General features: G+C 45.4%; 10 protein-coding genes, 1 pseudogene and 1 riboswitch. Of the genes and pseudogenes, 9 read left to right on the top strand and 2 right to left on the bottom strand.

Annotated features, from left to right (window positions below; all coding sequences use genetic code 11):
- The first annotated feature begins 18 nt into the window (after nucleotides 1-18).
- Genes NQ505_RS25310 through NQ505_RS25300 form a run of 3 tightly spaced genes read left to right on the top strand, consistent with a single transcriptional unit; the run spans nucleotide 19 to nucleotide 5,242 of the window.
- Nucleotides 19-3,216: an efflux RND transporter permease subunit gene (locus tag NQ505_RS25310; protein ID WP_004296741.1), complete on the top strand. Its 3,198-nt coding sequence runs from the start codon at nucleotides 19-21 to the stop codon at nucleotides 3,214-3,216.
- 42 nt (nucleotides 3,217-3,258) lie between these two features.
- Nucleotides 3,259-4,623 carry a TolC family protein gene (locus tag NQ505_RS25305; protein WP_004321752.1) on the top strand — a complete coding sequence of 455 codons (1,365 nt, stop codon included), beginning with the start codon at nucleotides 3,259-3,261 and terminating at the stop codon, nucleotides 4,621-4,623.
- Between the two features lie 10 nt (nucleotides 4,624-4,633).
- The gene (locus tag NQ505_RS25300; RefSeq protein ID WP_004321749.1) at nucleotides 4,634-5,242 is read left to right on the top strand and encodes a TetR/AcrR family transcriptional regulator; all 609 of its coding nucleotides are present in this window, start codon (nucleotides 4,634-4,636) and stop codon (nucleotides 5,240-5,242) included.
- Between the two features lie 102 nt (nucleotides 5,243-5,344).
- On the opposite strand, the gene NQ505_RS25295 is transcribed toward NQ505_RS25300, so the two are convergent.
- On the bottom strand, nucleotides 5,345-6,268 hold the full coding sequence (locus tag NQ505_RS25295; RefSeq protein ID WP_008998757.1) for an Rpn family recombination-promoting nuclease/putative transposase: 924 nt from the start codon (nucleotides 6,266-6,268) through the stop codon (nucleotides 5,345-5,347).
- A 941-nt stretch (nucleotides 6,269-7,209) separates the two neighbouring features.
- Here NQ505_RS25295 and NQ505_RS25290 point away from each other — a divergent pair.
- The 6 genes and pseudogenes from NQ505_RS25290 to NQ505_RS25265 all read left to right on the top strand — a co-directional run bounded on the left by NQ505_RS25290 (nucleotide 7,210) and on the right by NQ505_RS25265 (nucleotide 16,730).
- Nucleotides 7,210-8,154: pseudogene (locus NQ505_RS25290) on the top strand (tyrosine-type recombinase/integrase).
- 349 nt (nucleotides 8,155-8,503) lie between these two features.
- Nucleotides 8,504-10,627: an Ig-like domain-containing protein gene (locus NQ505_RS25285; protein ID WP_008998754.1), complete on the top strand. Its 2,124-nt coding sequence runs from the start codon at nucleotides 8,504-8,506 to the stop codon at nucleotides 10,625-10,627.
- A gap of 199 nt (nucleotides 10,628-10,826) precedes the next feature.
- On the top strand, nucleotides 10,827-11,486 hold the full coding sequence (locus tag NQ505_RS25280) for a hypothetical protein (protein WP_008998753.1): 660 nt from the start codon (nucleotides 10,827-10,829) through the stop codon (nucleotides 11,484-11,486).
- Between the two features lie 480 nt (nucleotides 11,487-11,966).
- Nucleotides 11,967-12,156: riboswitch (cobalamin riboswitch) on the top strand.
- Nucleotides 12,157-12,191: 35 nt separating this feature from the next.
- Entirely contained in the window at nucleotides 12,192-14,585 is a 2,394-nt protein-coding gene (locus NQ505_RS25275) for an anaerobic ribonucleoside triphosphate reductase (protein ID WP_008998752.1), read from the top strand.
- 77 nt (nucleotides 14,586-14,662) lie between these two features.
- Nucleotides 14,663-15,121, top strand: coding sequence for an anaerobic ribonucleoside-triphosphate reductase activating protein (nrdG, locus tag NQ505_RS25270; protein WP_008998751.1), 459 nt, complete (start codon nucleotides 14,663-14,665; stop codon nucleotides 15,119-15,121).
- Nucleotides 15,122-15,326: 205 nt separating this feature from the next.
- Nucleotides 15,327-16,730 carry an MFS transporter gene (locus NQ505_RS25265; protein WP_008998750.1) on the top strand — a complete coding sequence of 468 codons (1,404 nt, stop codon included), beginning with the start codon at nucleotides 15,327-15,329 and terminating at the stop codon, nucleotides 16,728-16,730.
- A 101-nt stretch (nucleotides 16,731-16,831) separates the two neighbouring features.
- Here the strand turns inward: NQ505_RS25265 and NQ505_RS25260 are convergent, their stop codons facing one another.
- A complete protein-coding gene (locus NQ505_RS25260; protein ID WP_004306876.1) occupies nucleotides 16,832-17,920 on the bottom strand; it encodes a 2-aminoethylphosphonate--pyruvate transaminase in 1,089 nt (362 codons plus the stop codon).
- Between the last annotated feature and the right edge of the window lie 36 nt (nucleotides 17,921-17,956).

The raw sequence follows: 17,956 nt of genomic DNA, 5'->3' as shown, positions 1-17,956 counted from the left end.
ACCAAGGAGGAATCATTCATGAATTTAAGAACCTTTATAGAACGCCCCGTATTATCGGCAGTCATCTCTATCACGATTGTCGTAGTGGGTATCATCGGGCTGTTCAGCTTGCCCGTTGAGCAGTATCCCGATATTGCTCCGCCTACCATTATGGTGAGTACCACCTATTATGGCGCCAGTGCGGAAACATTGCAGAAGAGTGTTATTGCGCCTTTGGAAGAGGCGATCAACGGAGTGGAAGACATGACCTACATGACTTCCTCCGCCACCAATTCCGGTTCGGTGAGCATCACCGTCTATTTTAAGCAGGGCACAGACCCCGATATGGCGGCTGTCAACGTGCAGAACCGTGTATCACGTGCTACGGGACAACTTCCGGCGGAGGTAACCCAGGTCGGTGTGACCACTTCCAAGCGTCAGACGAGTATTCTGCAGATGTTCTCATTGTATAGTCCGGACGACAGTTACGACGAGAACTTCCTGTCCAACTATATCAGCATCAACCTGAAACCGCAGATTCTTCGTATCTCCGGTGTGGGCGACCTGATGATTATGGGCGGTGAATATAGTATGCGTGTATGGATGAAACCGGACGTGATGGCACAGTACAAACTGATTCCGTCCGATATCACCGGTGTGCTTGCCGAGCAGAATATCGAATCGGCTACCGGTTCGTTCGGTGAAAATTCCGATGAGACTTATCAGTATACGATGAAGTACACCGGACGTCTCATTACTCCCGAAGAATTCGGGGATATCGTCATCCGTTCCACCGACAATGGCGAAGTCTTGAAACTGAAAGACGTTGCCGATATCCAACTGGGACAGGACAGCTACGCTTACCACGGTGGTATGGACGGTCATCCGGGTGTATCCTGTATGGTGTTCCAGACGGCAGGTTCCAATGCGACCGAAGTAAACCAGAATATCGACAAACTCCTCGAAGAGGCAAGTAAAGACCTTCCGAAAGGCGTGGAACTGACGCAGATGATGAGCTCCAACGACTTCCTGTTCGCTTCCATTCATGAGGTGGTGAAAACGTTGATCGAGGCTATCATCCTGGTTATCCTTGTGGTGTACGTCTTCTTGCAGGACTTCCGTTCTACATTGATTCCGCTGGTCGGAATTGTGGTTTCCCTGGTGGGTACGTTTGCTTTCATGGCGATAGCCGGATTCAGTATCAACCTGCTGACCCTGTTTGCGCTAGTGCTCGTTATCGGTACGGTGGTGGATGATGCCATTATTGTCGTCGAGGCGGTGCAGGCGCGGTTCGATGTGGGCTACAGGTCGTCATATATGGCAAGTATCGACGCTATGAAAGGTATCAGTAATGCCGTTATCACCTCTTCGCTGGTGTTTATGGCGGTGTTCATTCCGGTGTCCTTCATGGGCGGCACTTCCGGTACGTTCTATACCCAGTTCGGTTTGACGATGGCGGTTGCGGTAGGTATCTCCGCTATTAACGCGTTGACTTTGAGTCCGGCTTTGTGTGCATTGCTGCTGAAACCTTATATTAATGAAGACGGAACGCAGAAGAACAACTTTGCGGCACGCTTCCGTAAGGCTTTCAATTCGGCTTTCGATATGATGGTGGATAAATATAAGACGATTGTATTGTTCTTTATCAAGCGCAGATGGTTGACATGGTCGTTGCTGGCTTGTTCCGTGGTATTGCTTGTGTTACTGATGAATAACACGAAGACCAGTCTGGTACCCGACGAGGATCAGGGTGTTATTTTCGTCAATGTGAGTACAGCGGCAGGCAGTTCGCTGACAACGACGGATAAGGTGATGGAACGTATCGAAAAACGCCTGATAGAAATACCTCAACTGAAACACGTGCAGAAAGTGGCCGGTTACGGATTGTTGGCAGGACAGGGTAGTTCGTTCGGTATGTTGATTCTCAAACTGAAACCGTGGGACGAACGTCCGGGTGATGAGGACAATGTGCAGTCGGTGATCGGTCAGGTATATGCGCGTACGGCTGATATCAAGGATGCCAGTGTGTTCGCCATCTCTCCGGGTATGATTCCGGGTTACGGTATGGGTAATGCGCTCGAACTCCACATGCAGGATAAGATGGGCGGTGATATGAACGAGTTCTTCACCACCACCCAGCAATACTTGGGAGCTTTGAACCAGCGGCCTGAAATATCGATGGCTTATTCGACGTTCGACGTTCGCTATCCGCAGTGGACGGTAGAGGTGGATGCGGCTAAATGTAAGCGTGCAGGTATCACGCCCGACGCTGTGTTGAGTACGCTGTCCGGTTATTACGGTGGGCAGTATGTGTCCAATTTCAACCGTTTCTCTAAAGTGTACCGTGTCATGATTCAGGCCGATCCGGTGTTCCGTTTGGACGAAACTTCCCTCGATAATGCTTTTGTGCGTATGTCGAATGGAGAGATGGCGCCATTGAGCCAGTTCGTTACGCTGACCCGTAGCTACGGTGCGGAATCGTTGAGCCGTTTCAATATGTATAACTCCATTGCGGTAAATGCGATGCCGGCCGACGGATATAGTACGGGAGACGCCATCAAGGCTGTGCAGGAAACTGCCGAACAGTCTCTTCCGAAAGGCTATGGCTATGATTACGGAGGTATCACCCGTGAGGAAAACCAGCAGAGCGGTACGACGATCATTATTTTCGGTATCTGCTTCCTGATGATTTACCTTATTTTGAGTGCGCTTTATGAGAGCTTCATTATTCCGTTCGCTGTGCTTTTGAGTGTGCCTTGCGGATTGATGGGTAGCTTCCTTTTCGCCTGGATGTTCGGACTGGAGAATAATATTTATCTGCAAACAGGTTTGATTATGTTGATCGGTCTGCTGGCGAAGACGGCTATTTTGCTGACGGAATATGCTGCCGAACGTCGTAAAGCAGGTATGGGGCTGATTGCTTCTGCGGTCAGTGCGGCTAAAGCCCGTCTGCGTCCGATTCTGATGACGGCATTGACGATGATTTTCGGTCTGTTCCCGTTGATGATGTCAAGTGGAGTGGGAGCCAACGGTAACCGTTCATTGGGTACGGGTGTAGTAGGTGGTATGACCATCGGTACGTTGGCGTTGCTCTTCATCGTGCCTACTTTGTTTATTGCTTTCCAGTGGTTGCAGGAACGTTTGCGTCCCGTGCAGAGCGTCCCGACGCATGACTGGCAGATTGAAGAAGAAATCAAAGTGAGCGAGGAAGAAAAATCTAAAGCTGGAAAAGAATAATTGATGATTAAAGGTTTTAGACCTGAATTAAAATAAGAACTAATGAGAAAAATAATCATTCTGTCCGCAGCAACGCTTATATTGAGTAGTTGCGGTATCTACAATAAATACAAACCGGTATCGGAAGTTCCCGAAGGACTTTACGGCAGCGAGTCTGTTGCTGCCACCGATACGGCAAACTTCGGTAACCTCTCGTGGCGGGAGGTCTTTACCGACCCTTATCTGCAGAATTTGGTGGATTCGGCACTCTTGCGCAACACCGATATGCAGACTGCCCATTTGCGTGTGAAAGAAGCGGAAGCCACGCTGTTGACGTCCAAACTGTCTTATCTGCCTTCTTTGTTTCTGGCACCGGAAGGAGCTGCCAGCAGCTTCGACCGTGGAAAGGCTACACAAACTTATTCGCTGCCCGTGACTGCTTCGTGGGAACTGGATATTTTTGGAAAGGTGACAACAGCAAAGCGTCGTGCGAAAGCTGCCTACGAACAGAGCAAGGAATATGAACAGGCTGTCAAGACGCAGTTGGTAGCATCCGTTGCCAATACGTATTACACCTTGCTGATGCTCGATTCGCAGTATGAGATAGCTGTGGCTACCGAAGCTGCCTGGAAAGAAAGTGTGAATGCCACCCGTGCCATGAAAAAGGCCGGGATGGTGAATGAGGCCGGACTGGCGCAGACGGAGGCTACCTACTTCAATATATGTACCACCGTACTCGACCTGAAAGAGCAAATCAATCAGGCGGAAAATTCACTGGCACTTTTACTGGCAGAAACTCCCCACCAAATACAGCGTGGCAAACTGGGAAATCAACAGTTGCCGGAAAACTTCTCCGTGGGTGTTCCCTTACAGATGCTTGCCAACCGTCCTGACGTGCGTAGCGCAGAATTTTCGTTGGCACAGGCTTTCTATACAACGAATGCCGCACGTGCCGCTTTCTATCCTTCCATCACGTTGAGCGGCAGCGCAGGGTGGACAAACAGTGCAGGGAGCATGATTGTCAACCCGGGTAAGTTCCTGGCCTCCGCCGTGGCTTCCCTGACGCAGCCTTTGTTTAATAAAGGAGCGAACATCGCCCAACTGAAAATAGCGAAAGCCCAACAGGAGGAAGCCCGCCTTAGTTTCGAACAGACCTTGCTGAACGCAGGCGTGGAAGTGAACGAGGCACTGGTGCAGTACCAGACTGCCCGCGAGAAAGCCGACTACTACAACAAGCAGGTGGCTTCTCTGCAAACAGCAGCCAAGAGCACAAGCCTGTTGATGAAACATGGCAACACCACTTATCTGGAAGTATTGACCGCCCAACAGACGTTGCTCAACGCGCAACTGTCACAAGTGGCGAACCGCTTTACCGAAATCCAAGGCGTAATCACTTTGTATCAGGCATTGGGTGGCGGCCGTATGTAGGGAGGTATGTATGAATCCAGAAACACTGCGTTGCCGGATACTCGACTACACCAAGCGGGAAATGTACCAGCATGGTGCCGACGGGTTGACGATGGATGATATAGCCAGGGGAATGAAGATGTCGAAGCGGACACTCTACAAGCTCTTTCCCAGCAAAACGAGTCTGTTCCGTGTCTGTCTTTCTGATTTTGCTAACGGAATCAGAAGCCGGATCCAGCAAAAACAGATACGGATGGACAGCTCGTGCATGGAGGCACTTTTCATCACAGTGGATGGCTATCTCACCCTGCTTCATTCGCTGGGGAAGAAGTTGCTGATGGATATTGCTACCGACAGGGAATACCGTGCTGCTTTCGAGCGGGAGGAAGCTTTCTGGTTGCAGCAGTTGATTGATGTCTTGACGCATTGTAAGATTTGCGGTTATCTGCTTCCCGGAGTCGATCCCGACCGTTTTGCACCGGATTTGCAGGAGGTCATCTACCAGAGCAGCTTGCAAGGCACCCCGTACCTGGTGCAGCGTATGTTGAACTATACGCTTCTGCGGGGGCTTTTTAAGATGGACGGTATCCGTTATATTGACGAACACCTGAAACCTGATAATTTGAATGTTTGTGTATGAAGAGAAAGAGGTGGGCTACCCTAAAAAGGGAGCTCACCTCTTTTATTTTCTTCGTTCGTAAACGGTTGGTTGGTAAATAGTGCCTTTATGAATCCGATTACTTTATAACCCTTCGATTATGCTTAAAGGTAAATCGGTACATTCGGCGATAGACTCATTGTCTATCCCTTTGGCTTTCATGTTCCGGGCTATTTTCAGCTGGGCTCTTTGTGTACCTTCTTTCATTCCTTTCTCTATACCTTTCTCCAACCCTTCTTTTATTCCTTTTTGTTCAGCTGCATCCATTGTCACCAAATAATCTCGGTACACTTTGACGCTATTGTCGTATCGCTCCCTGTCTTCCGGAGACATAGAAGCCACATCAGCGATATCTTCCAATTTCTCGAAGACAGCTTTTCGTGCCTTGAACGGCATGCGTTTTAAAGTTTCCATATTATTTAATATATAAATCCAACGTTCAAAATTCGTTTCGCATTCCTCTTCGTTTTTGTTGAAGAGAGGGAGAGCGATAAAGATTTCCCGGAACTTATCCGAGAAGAGTTCTCCTGTTTCCCTGTCACTTAGAATAACATCCGTGCGGAGTTTTATGTTCTTGTCGATAATGAAATTCATCAAGAAAACTCCGTATACGGCTTTTATTTCAAACTTCCATTCATTGCCTACCCTTCCTTGATTGACGATGGCACGCGATAAATAATAAATCGAGCGTTCTTTGAAGTTGCTTTGCATACGGTTCTGCATTTCAACGATGATTTTTTCGCCTGTGTCCGTGGTGCAATATACATCATAGATAATACCTCGTCCTTCCGGATAGAGCGGCAATTGCTCATTATTCAAAAACTGTAAGTCCGTTATCACTCGTTCACCTTCGAGCAGGTCGTTCAGAAATTCGATTAGTAAATCCTTAGACACTTCTCTGCCGAATATTAGTTTGAATCCGTAGTCGGTGAACGGATTGATAAATTTACTCATTGTTTTGGGTCGCTTCTTTTTATGTTTTGCAAAGAGACGTTTCTCTTTATACATAAAAAAGAGGCTTTTTCTTCGTATTACAAAGGTACAATAATTCTTGGCTTTCCATCTCTTTTGCGGTAAAAATAAAAAGGTTTCTCGTTTTTTTATGTATTACTCCTGTTCTTTATTTGGTGTTTTTCTGCGCTGATAGCACTCCACTAATACGTCCATAATTGAAAAAGATTAAGATTTAAGTAATTATGTTTTCTGTTCTTATGACATCGTAAATATTCAAAGAGTGAAAGATGAAGTTTAACTTTTTCTTATTTGTATATTGGGTAGATTGAAATAAAAACAGAAAAATATTCAAGATATTATTATCATGAAATATTGTGAAAGCGTATGTCGAAGTTTGTCTATAATCGTTTCCGACTATTTGTTGTGGATTTATATTTTGCATATTTGTTCCTTTTTGAAATTTTCAACAAAAATACTCCATGAACCAGAAGTTTCCCAAACTATCGATTCTTTTCGGCCGAGTTTGGCTCTAAACAGTCACGTAAGTACATTAATAACTTTTTTTGGAGTGTCTGGATAAGCAGAAAGAATTAGAGACAGAAAGAAACAAGAGCAAAAAAACAGAGGCTCTGTTTGCTTGAAACAGAACCTCTGAATGTATCAAACGGAGGCTCTTCCGCATGGATTTAGAGCCTCCATTTAGGGGATAAAAAAGCGCCTTTTTGCCGAACGCATAGTGGAACACTCTCCAAAGGCAGATAACTCGCTATATGGCAGATGGTTACACCTACCTAAAAAAGCCCCCCCTGAACACTTACCGGTATTATTATAAATATATAAATAATAAACTATATATATTAAAATATATAGTTCGATTTTCCTATTTTTTGAATCTTTATAACGCAAATCGCATGTGCTAAAAATTATTTGTAGTTTTGCTTTTTTCGAATAAATTCGGCTGTTAAACCAGCTCATAGTAATTATTAAAAAAGTTGATGAAGAAAGAAGATTTGATTTCGTTTATGAAAGAAATCGCTGCCGAGTTGCAGCGAAGGGGAAATTTAGGGACTGCTCATGTGTACCGGAGCAGCTTGAATGCAATCCGCACCTTTCTGGGTGCGGACAAGATGCCGTTCCGACAACTGACGCCCGAATGGTTGAAGCGTTTTGAGAATAGTCTGCGGGAACGTGGATGCAGTTGGAACACAGTGTCTACTTATCTGCGCACCTTGCGGGCGGTCTATAATCGTGCGGTCAGTCAGCGGAAAGCGACGTATGTGCCTCATTTATTCCGTTCGGTTTACACGGGTACAAGGGCAGACCGTCAGCGGGCATTGGACAATGAGGACATGAAGAAAGTGTTCACCCGTCTGGCTACACAATCCTCCGCCACTACTGCCATGCGCACCGCACAGGATTGGTTTATCCTGATGTTCCTGCTCCGCGGATTGCCGTTCGTCGATCTGGCTTATCTACGCAAGAACGATTTGAAGGAGAATGTTATCACGTATCGACGCAGAAAGACAGGCCGCACATTGTCCGTGACATTGACAACGGAAGCGATGTTTCTGTTGCAGCGCTATATGAATCGGGATGTCGCTTCTCCCTATCTGTTTCCCATCCTGCGGAGTGGTGAGGGAACGGAAGAGGCATACCGGGAATAGCAGTTGGCATTGCGGGGATTCAATCACCAGCTGGCTTTGTTGGGCGAGCTGTTGGGAATCAAAGGCAAGTTAAGTTCTTATGCCGCGCGTCATACGTGGGCTACGACTGCTTATTATTGCGAAATCCATCCGGGAGTGATCTCTGAAGCGATGGGACATTCGTCCATCACGGTGACAGAAACCTACCTGAAGCCATTCCACAGCAAGAAAATAGATGATGCGAACAGGAGGATTATTGATTTCGTAGAGCGGTCGATAGGGAAAGCAATCGCTTGACAAATAGAACGTTACTTCGTAGGTAACGGGATTTTGAATATGCAGCAAAAGTATGCATATTTACTAAAATAAGCAAACAGAAACAAACATTATTTCTAACAAATAGTTCCAAAAGGGAAATAACACGAGCAAAACATATTACTTCTTTGCATTAGAGCTTCATCGACATCTAAAATTTGCAAAAGACATTCTCACCCTACCATTCTCCTGAAAAGCAGGGGTGGAGAGTTTGATTACTATTTTTTATTTTCCATGTATGATTTACCTTGCAACAGGCGTAAACAAAGGTTTTCCCGTTACCTACGAAGTAACGGGACGTACTCAAATTATTAACTAAAGCAACAAAACAATGAAGAAATTCAGACATTACGCCCTACTACTGGTTACGGCAATGGCAGTATTCGGTTGTTCAAAAGACTATGACGACACCGAATTGAAGCAGGACATTAGCGATCTTCAGTCAAGAGTGGAAAAGTTGGAAACGTGGTGTACCACCGTCAATGGGCAAATCAGTGCCCTACAAGGTTTGGTCACCGCGTTGGAAGCGAAAGACTACGTGACAGGAGTTTCACCCGTGACCAATGGTTACACTATCACTTTCTCCAAGAGCGACGCTATCACCATCTACAACGGCAAGGATGGAGCCAAAGGAGCGGACGGTGTGACTCCTGTGATTGGAGTAGACAAATTCGAAGGAGAGTATTACTGGACAGTAAAAACAGGCACCGCGGCTGCTACTTGGATACTCGACGCCGATGGCAAGAAGATTCGCACCACTGGCGATAAGGGTGCGGACGGAAGCGCAGGAGTAGCCGGAACTTCTCCTGTATTAAGCGTAGCTGCAGACACCGACGGCAAAGTTTATTGGAAAGTAAACGGTGAATGGCTGTTGAACAGCGGAAAGAAAGTTCAAGCCACAGGTGATAAAGGCGACAAGGGTGAAACAGGTTCAGCAGGTGCTGCCGGAGCAGACGGTGCACAAGGCGATGCCGTATTTGCCGCAGACGGTGTAACGGTAGACAAAACCAAAGGCACGGTGACCTTTACCCTTGCAGGTGAAGACGGTGCAACATTTACCCTGCCTATGGCAAGCGAAATGAAGATATTTAAAGAGTTTACTGACTGTATGGTGCGCCCAGCGATGAAGACTCTAACACTTGATTTGAACTTGAAACAGGACGAATACACAGCTATTAAAGCTGAACTCACCAGCAGTAAAGGCATGACGACAGCTATCGTAAAAGCCACTCGTGCCGCAGCCGGTAGTCCGTGGGGTGTAACACTCAAAGAGCCAACATTCAATGCTGATAAGTCGATTAAAGAGAACGCCGTAGTTACCTTCGACTTCCCTACCGATGTAGCCGAAGACGAATTTGCCCTACTGAAAGTAACAGTAATTGATACCAAAGGGCAGGAGCATGCTGCTACACGTATCATCGTATATAGTACGAAAGTAGCTGTGGAAAGTGTAACACTTAATCAGGTCACAATTGATGTCAATGTAGGTGACGAAGCGAATTTAATAGCTACCATCACACCTGCCGACGCTACTACTCAAACTCTAAAGTGGGAAAGTAGTGATGATGAGATTGTAACCGTAGATGCAGCTGGAAAAGTGACAGGGGTTAAGGCTGGTTCTGCAACTATCACTGTTACTTCTACAGCCGATGCTACTAAGACTGCTACTTGCACCGTGACCGTGAAGAGCGTTGCCGTGACTGGTGTTACGCTTGAGGGAGACAAAGCCATAGCCATAGGTGAAACGGTAAAGCTCACTGCTACTATTGCCCCAGCCAATGCTACGAATAAAAAAATTATATGGAACAGCAGTAACCCAGAGATTGCTTCTATTGGCACTGATGGTACAATAGAAGGTAAAGCCGCAGGTGAAACAACCGTTACTGTAACTACCGAAGATGGAAGTAAAACTGCTACTTGCAAAGTGGAAGTAACGAGCATACCTTTAAAGGCTTATAATGTCGGAGATTATTATCCTGATGCGGACGATTCAAGCACTGCTGTAGGTGTAGTATTTAAAATTACTAATGGAGGCGTTCATGGTAAAGTCATATCATTGGATGAGACTACCGCACAGTGGAGTACGGTGAATCACTATTTCACAATAAATGATTATAATGATGGTGCTGCAAATACCAAGATAATAATGGAACAAGCAGAGGCTGATACGAAATATCCTGCCGCAGCATGGTGTGTAGCCAAAGGTGTAGGATGGTATTTGCCTGCTAAAGGTGAATTGACTGGATTTGGCAACATTTGGTATGCGAATCCAACAACTTATAATACGAAATTTACCAATGCAGGTGGAACAGCCATAAATTTAGATACGTTTAAGAATTACTATTGGACTTCCAATACTGATTCTGGCAGCGATTCAGCTATTTCCTTTAATGGTGGTGGTAGTTCAACTTCTGGTAAACCGAGTTACAAAGTGCGTGCTTGCTATGCTTATTAACTTTAATTCAATCAATAGCGCCAATGAATTAAGCAAAATTTAATATCCAGCAAGCTGAAACCTACTAAGTTTCAGCTTGCTTCGTTTAAAACCTTTATGACTTTAGTAAATGAAACATCAGAAACAATTAATCCGGATAATCAGCCTAAATCCAATTAGAATATCCTACTTTTGTACACTGAATTAAATAAGGAACAAAATGAGGACAAAAGACTGGAAAGCAATAAATAATGCCAAAGTGCTGGTAGTGGGTGAAGATTCTAATTTACAATGGTCGGAGACTGTGCCTGAATATGTAATGTTTGCCGATTACTACTTCCGTGGCTTTCCCGAAGATCATGGTGAACGCAGCCGTAATGTAGAGGCGCGCAACCTTTTCAATTATATCATCAAACTGACGGGTAACCAAATGACTCCCGAAGATTTCTATATCACCAATCTGTGCAATGATAACTTGGAACCTGCCCCCAAAGGAAAGAGGGTTCTCATACCCGAAGATAAAGCTCTGAAAGGAATTGAACACATCGAATGGGTTTTATCACAGAATCCCACCATCGAATATGTGTTTGCCATGTCGTTGCAAACCAATTACTGGCTTCAGAAAGGCGGGTTCTACGAAGGTAGTGCCGAGTTTCTATCAGCTGCCGAACCCCGGCGCACAGGAACTGAAAACTATCAGCCTTTTTACCAACCGGTAGACGGCAAAGCATTTATCCAAGTCTGTGGTAATTGTTATGATGCCAAAAACTTTGCGGTGAAAGTGATTCCCATCCTTCCCGCTAAAGATTTTCCTTTATCCGAGCAGAACATGGAGCGATACGGGGAAGCTTGCAAAAAGGTGAGTAGCTATTTTAAATAAAGGAGGAGACGGGAATACATATTATAAATAAGGTGTTCTCTTCTTCTTTCCATATTCAGCTTTTTTGTCTCTTATTTTCCTTTTCTCTCTTTCCTTTTTCCTCTCTTTTTCCTTTTTCTATTCTCTCTCTCTTTTTCTATTTTGTTCCTGTTTACCTTTTCTTTTTTTCGCATTCCGAAAATCCTTTTTCGGAAACATAGTGAAAAAGAAAAAATCAGTAGTAAATTTTAAAAGGCAGAAATATTTCTTTGATTTTGTATAGAACAAAAGAAAATAATTTCCCACTTTTGTAGCTGCAATAGGGGATAGGCGCCCTGTGGGATGTCTACTTTCTGGAAAAAGGATGAATGAAAACAGAATACTTCTTGCGTTAAAATCAGAAAAAAGTTTTCCGTTTTGGAAAACTTTCTGTATCAGCGAGAAAGAAAAGTTTCCCGAAATTTAATGTTAAAAGCTAACCAAGCTATTAGATAATCTTCTATCTTTGTATCCGGTTTCGGAGCTAAAAAGAGGTTTAGTCAATGAGGGAACGCTGTGTAAATCGGCGACAGTACCCGCTGCTGTAATTCTCTAAGAATCCGCACAATAAGCCACTGCATCGATGGCGGTGTGGGAAGGTGTTGCGAGGGAGGGATAAGTCAGAAGACCTGCCGGAATTTTTTAATTTTCAATTTTTAATTTAATAAGCTTTCGGGAGTTAAAGTTATGAACTACGCGGAAATTTGTATCATCAAACGTGATGGTAAAAGAGAAGATTTCTCTATCAGTAAGATCAAGAATGCAATCAGTAAGGCATTCAGTGCAACCGGTTTTCAGGATGAGCAGCAGTTGGTGGCTGACATCACTATGAACGTAATCAGTCAGTTTACTACTCCTACTATTACCGTAGAAGAGATTCAAGATTTAGTAGAAAAGTCGTTGATGAAAGTACGCCCGGAAGTAGCGAAGAAATATATTATTTATCGCGAATGGCGGAATACGGAGCGCGATAAGAAAACCCAGATGAAGCAAGTGATGGACGGCATCGTTGCCATCGATAAGAACGATGTCAACTTGAGCAATGCCAACATGAGCAGTCACACGCCTGCCGGACAGATGATGACATTCGCTTCCGAAGTAACCAAAGATTATACGTATAAATACCTGTTGCCGAAACGTTTTGCCGAAGCACACCAGTTGGGAGATATTCACATTCACGACTTGGATTATTATCCGACAAAGACGACAACTTGTATCCAATATGATATGGACGACCTCTTTGAACGTGGTTTCCGCACAAAGAACGGTAGTATTCGTACCCCGCAAAGCATCCAGAGTTATGCTACGCTGGCTACCATTATCTTCCAGACCAACCAGAATGAGCAGCATGGCGGACAGGCGATTCCTGCTTTTGATTTCTTCATGGCAAAAGGTGTGGCCAAATCTTTCCGTAAGCATCTGGCATCGTTCATCAATTTCTATGTCGCCATGGAAAACGGAAATCAGGCCGATGAGAAATCCATCCGCACATTGATTAAAGAATATCTTCCGTCTATCAAGGCTACCGAAGCCGAACGCGAAACATTGCGCATTGCTTTGATAGCTTTACAAATCATTATAGATAAGGAACACCTTGCCCGTATCGTTGAGAAAGCTTATCAGCAGACTCGCAAAGATACCCATCAGGCCATGGAAGGATTTATCCACAACCTGAACACGATGCATTCACGCGGCGGTAATCAGGTGGTATTCAGCTCCATCAACTACGGTACGGACACTTCTGCCGAAGGTCGCATGGTGATCGAAGAATTGCTGAAAGCTACCATTGAAGGATTGGGCACAAGAGGCGAAGTACCTGTATTCCCGATTCAGATTTTCAAGGTGAAAGACGGAGTTTCTTACTCGGAGAAAGACTTTGAGAAAGCAATGAAAGCGGGAAATATCGAAGAGGCAATGACCGACCGTTACGAGGCTCCCAACTTCGACTTGCTGTTGAAGGCTTGCCAGACTACGGCGAAAGCATTGTTCCCGAACTTCATGTTCCTCGACGCACCTTTCAACCAGAACGAGAAATGGAGAGCAGACGATCCGAAACGTTACGTCTACGAATTGGCGACGATGGGTTGCCGCACCCGTGTATTTGAAAACGTGGCAGGAGAAAAATCTTCTTTAGGTCGTGGCAATCTTTCGTTCACTACACTGAATATGCCGAGACTGGCGATCGAAGCCCGCATCAAGGCGGAAAACCTGATAGAGGATGAACGCAACAAGGATGCCATTGAACAGAAGGCAAAAGAAATTTTCATCGAATCCGTACATACTATGTCGGTTCTTGTAGCCGATCAGCTTTATGAGCGTTATCAGTATCAGCGTACGGCCCTGGCACGTCAGTTCCCGTTCATGATGGGAAATAATGTGTGGAAGGGTGGTGGTGAGCTGAACCCGAACGAGCAGGTGGGGGATGCATTGCGCAGCGGCACGCTGGGTATCGGATTTATCGGCGGACACAATGCGATGGTGGCTCTCTACGGACAAGGTCACGGACACAACCAGAAAGCATGGGACACGCTGTATGAAGCTGTGATGGAAATGAATAAAGTGGTAAACGAATATAAAGAAAAATATAACCTGAACTACTCCGTTCTGGCTACTCCTGCCGAAGGACTTTCGGGACGTTTCACCAAAATGGATCGTCGGAAATATGGAAAAATCCCCGGAGTGACAGACCGCGACTATTATGTCAACTCTTTCCACGTAGATGTGAAAGAACTGATCAGCATCGTTGAGAAAATCAAGCGTGAAGCTCCGTTCCACGCCATTACGCGCGGCGGACATATCACGTATGTAGAACTGGACGGTGAAGCACAGAAGAATGTACGTGCCATCGCCAAGATTGTGAAAGTGATGCACGACGAGGGGATTGGCTACGGCTCTATCAATCACCCGGTAGATACTTGTCATAACTGTGGTTATAAAGGGGTTATCTTCGATAAATGTCCGGTGTGCCAGAGTGAAAGCATCCTCCGTATGCGCCGTATAACTGGTTACCTGACAGGCGATTTAAGTTCCTGGAACTCTGCTAAACGGGCAGAAGAACAAGACCGCGTAAAACACCTGTAAGGAGTTGAAAATGGCCTCACTAATAGGCTTCTATCTTTAATTTTTTAATTTTCAACTTTCAATTTTCAATTTAAGAAGTGAATTTATTAGGAACTTATCCTGAAACGATTGTCGATGGTGAAGGCATCCGGTACTCTATTTATCTTGCCGGATGTTCCCATCACTGTCTCGGTTGCCACAACCCGGAGAGCTGGAATCCGGGGGCGGGGGAAGAACTGACGGAAGAGAAAATACAGTCCATTATCCGTGAAATCAAGGCAAATCCTTTGCTGGACGGTGTTACTTTTTCCGGTGGTGATCCGTTTTTCCATCCGGAGGAGTTTCTGCTTCTACTGAAACGGGTGAAAGAGGAGACGGGGATGAATGTGTGGTGCTATACAGGATATAGCTACGAAGAAATCAAGGCACAGCCCCGCTTGAACGCTGCTCTTGATTATATAGATGTGTTGGTGGACGGACGCTTCGAGCAGGCTCTTTTCTCTCCGTATCTGGAGTTCAGGGGAAGCAGTAATCAACGGATTTTGAAGTTGAAGTAACGACTCTTTTCCACTAAAAAAACTTATTTTTCAAAGGAAACAAAAACACCTGTACCATTGTTTTGTTTACCTTTACGAAACCAAGTGAATCATTTTTCATTACAGAGTAACGCGGTGCTTTTTTTGTCGTCGGTGGTGTTTGTGTTTGCATCCCTGCGTTGCTTTATGGTGAAAAAAGAATGACTACTTACAAGAATAAGTTTTTATGGTACAATCAATAAATCCAACTCAAAAAATAGAGGAAACCGACGGATTGCCGATGCCTAAGCGTATTTGGGCGGTGGTGTCCGTCGGATTCGCTCTTTGTATGTCGGTATTGGATATTAACATCGTCAATATCGTACTACCCACACTTTCGCATGATTTTGGGACTTCTCCCGCTGTTACAACCTGGATTATCAATGGCTATCAGCTGGCTATCGTCATATCGCTACTGTCTTTTTCCGCTTTAGGTGAAATCATCGGTTACCGGAAAGTCTTTCTTTCGGGTATCGGTCTGTTTTGCATCACTTCATTGATTTGTGCCTTGTCCGATTCGTTTTGGACGCTAACTGTCGCCCGTATTTTTCAGGGATTCAGTGCCTCTGCCATCACCAGCGTGAATACGGCACAGCTATGTTATATCTATCCGAAGAACCAGATTGGGCGGGGAATGGGCATTAATGCGATGGTTGTTGCCATATCGGCTGCCGCCGGGCCTTCTGTGGCGAGCGGTATTCTTTCTATTGCCAGCTGGCATTGGTTATTTGCTATTAATGTTCCGTTAGGACTTACCGCATTGTTCCTCGGCATCAAACATCTGCCAAGGCAGGAGGAACGCTCGAAACGCAAGTTTGATTATATCAGCGCCATAGCGAATGCGGTTACCTTCGGCCTGCTTATATATACGCTGGACGGATTCGCCCATCACGAGGAAATGGATTTCCTTTTCATCCAACTGGTTGTATTGGCAGTGGTAGGCACGTACTATGTGCGTCGGCAACTCACGCAGACTACTCCGTTACTGCCGCTCGACCTGTTGCGGATTCCGATTTTCCGGTTATCCATCCTGACTTCCATTTGTTCCTTTATCGCTCAAATGTCGGCAATGGTTTCCCTGCCTTTTTTCCTGCAGAACACTTTAGGACACAGTGAGGTGATGACCGGACTTTTGCTTACTCCGTGGCCGTTGGCTACGCTGGTCACGGCTCCATTGGCAGGGTATCTCGTGGAGCGTATTCACCCCGGTATACTGGGAAGTATCGGGATGGTTCTGTTTGCCATCGGACTTTTCTCGCTTTCCAGTCTGACTGCCGAATCATCTGATATAAGTATTATCCTGCGTTTGATGTTATGCGGTGCGGGCTTCGGATTGTTTCAGACGCCGAACAACAGTACAATTATTTCTTCCGCTCCTACGCAGCGTTCGGGAGGGGCCAGTGGGATGCTGGGAATGGCCCGCCTGTTGGGACAGACCACCGGAACAACATTGGTTGCCTTGCTTTTCAGCTTTGTCACTCATAGCCGGAGCACGGCTGTTTGCCTGATGGTGGGGAGTGGATTTGCCGTTGTGGCAGCTATTGTCAGTAGCTTGAGGTTATCACAGCCTTCCACCCTGAAAAGAAAATAATGAAGTCCTGAAAGAGGATTAAGTCTTTCAGAACTTCACAGGAACATCATACAACATATTAGTAAGTAATCATTCAAGATGAACTTGAAAGATTTGACTTTCTAGTATTTCGTTTCCCGTATGACTTCTACCAGACGGCGGAAGTCTTCCGGATGCACATCACCGATGTTTCCGATACGGAAGGTATCTGCTTTTGAAATCTTTCCCGGGTAAATCACGAATCCTTTATTTTTCAGTGCATAATAGAATGTTTTGAAGTCGAATCCTTCATGCGGATAAAGGAAAGAAGTGATGATAGGCGACTGGATGTCATCTTCGAGCAGTGTTTTGAATCCGAGTGCACGCATACCTTCCACCAAAATACGGTGATTTTCGCAGTAACGTTGGTAACGTGCTTCTACGCCTCCTTCTTCAATCAATTCGGTCAGGGCTTGTTTGAAAGCACGGACAACGTGTGTCGGTGAAGTGAAGCGCCATTTTCCGTGTCCTTTTTCCATTGTTTCCCATTGGTCGTAGATGTCCAGGGAAAGAGAGCGTGCCACTCCTTTGCAATATTTTAATTCCGAACGGCGGGCGATGATGAATCCGAATCCCGGTACACCCTGAATACACTTGTTGGAACTGCTGATTAGGAAGTCGATACCGAGTTCGTTTACATCTAAGGGGATACCTCCGAAGCTGCTCATACAGTCTACAATCAGCTTTTTACCGTGCATCTTGACGATGTGGGACAGTTCTTTGATCGGATTCAGGATACCGGTCGTTGTTTCGCAATGAACGAAAGCGACATGTGTGATATCGGAGTTATTGCTAAGATAATCGTCTACATATTCAACTGATACCTGCTCTGTTTCTTCAAAAGCCAGCATGTCGTAGTCGAGGTGGTAATATTCTGCAATGTTGCCCATGCGGTCGCCATAGGCTCCGTTGCTACATATCAGGAGTTTGTCTTTCGGGGTGATGGTGGCGCCCAAAACGGCTTCCACGCAATAGGTTCCGCTTCCTTGTAAAAGGATGGAGGTATATTCTTCCGGTTTTTTAGTGGCGATGTTAACTAGGTCTTTGCGGAGTTCCTGAACGATGCCGAGGTTGTAGTCTTCGTCCCACGTACACCAGTCGGTCATCATGGCTTCTTTTACTGTTTCAGAGGTGGTTAGAGGTCCCGGAGTTAATAACAAATATGGTTTCATAATGATGTTTTCTTTAGAAATGAATAAATAAATGAT

The sequence above is a fragment of the Bacteroides sp. D2 genome (assembly GCF_025147085.1).
Taxonomy (GTDB): Bacteria; Bacteroidota; Bacteroidia; order Bacteroidales; family Bacteroidaceae; genus Bacteroides.
The sequence above is the reverse complement of the archived record's forward strand: the minus strand, read 5'-3'. Positions and strand labels throughout refer to the sequence as shown.

What these genes read in the sequence shown, in the direction of transcription:
- NQ505_RS25310 (WP_004296741.1), top strand. Translation starts at nt 19, where the DNA reads ATGAATTTAAGAACCTTTATAGAACGCCCCGTATTATCGGCAGTCATC.
- NQ505_RS25305 (WP_004321752.1), top strand. Translation starts at nt 3,259, where the DNA reads ATGAGAAAAATAATCATTCTGTCCGCAGCAACGCTTATATTGAGTAGT.
- NQ505_RS25300 (WP_004321749.1), top strand. Translation starts at nt 4,634, where the DNA reads ATGAATCCAGAAACACTGCGTTGCCGGATACTCGACTACACCAAGCGG.
- NQ505_RS25295 (WP_008998757.1), bottom strand. Translation starts at nt 6,268, where the DNA reads ATGTATAAAGAGAAACGTCTCTTTGCAAAACATAAAAAGAAGCGACCC.
- NQ505_RS25285 (WP_008998754.1), top strand. Translation starts at nt 8,504, where the DNA reads ATGAAGAAATTCAGACATTACGCCCTACTACTGGTTACGGCAATGGCA.
- NQ505_RS25280 (WP_008998753.1), top strand. Translation starts at nt 10,827, where the DNA reads ATGAGGACAAAAGACTGGAAAGCAATAAATAATGCCAAAGTGCTGGTA.
- NQ505_RS25275 (WP_008998752.1), top strand. Translation starts at nt 12,192, where the DNA reads ATGAACTACGCGGAAATTTGTATCATCAAACGTGATGGTAAAAGAGAA.
- NQ505_RS25265 (WP_008998750.1), top strand. Translation starts at nt 15,327, where the DNA reads ATGGTACAATCAATAAATCCAACTCAAAAAATAGAGGAAACCGACGGA.
- NQ505_RS25260 (WP_004306876.1), bottom strand. Translation starts at nt 17,920, where the DNA reads ATGAAACCATATTTGTTATTAACTCCGGGACCTCTAACCACCTCTGAA.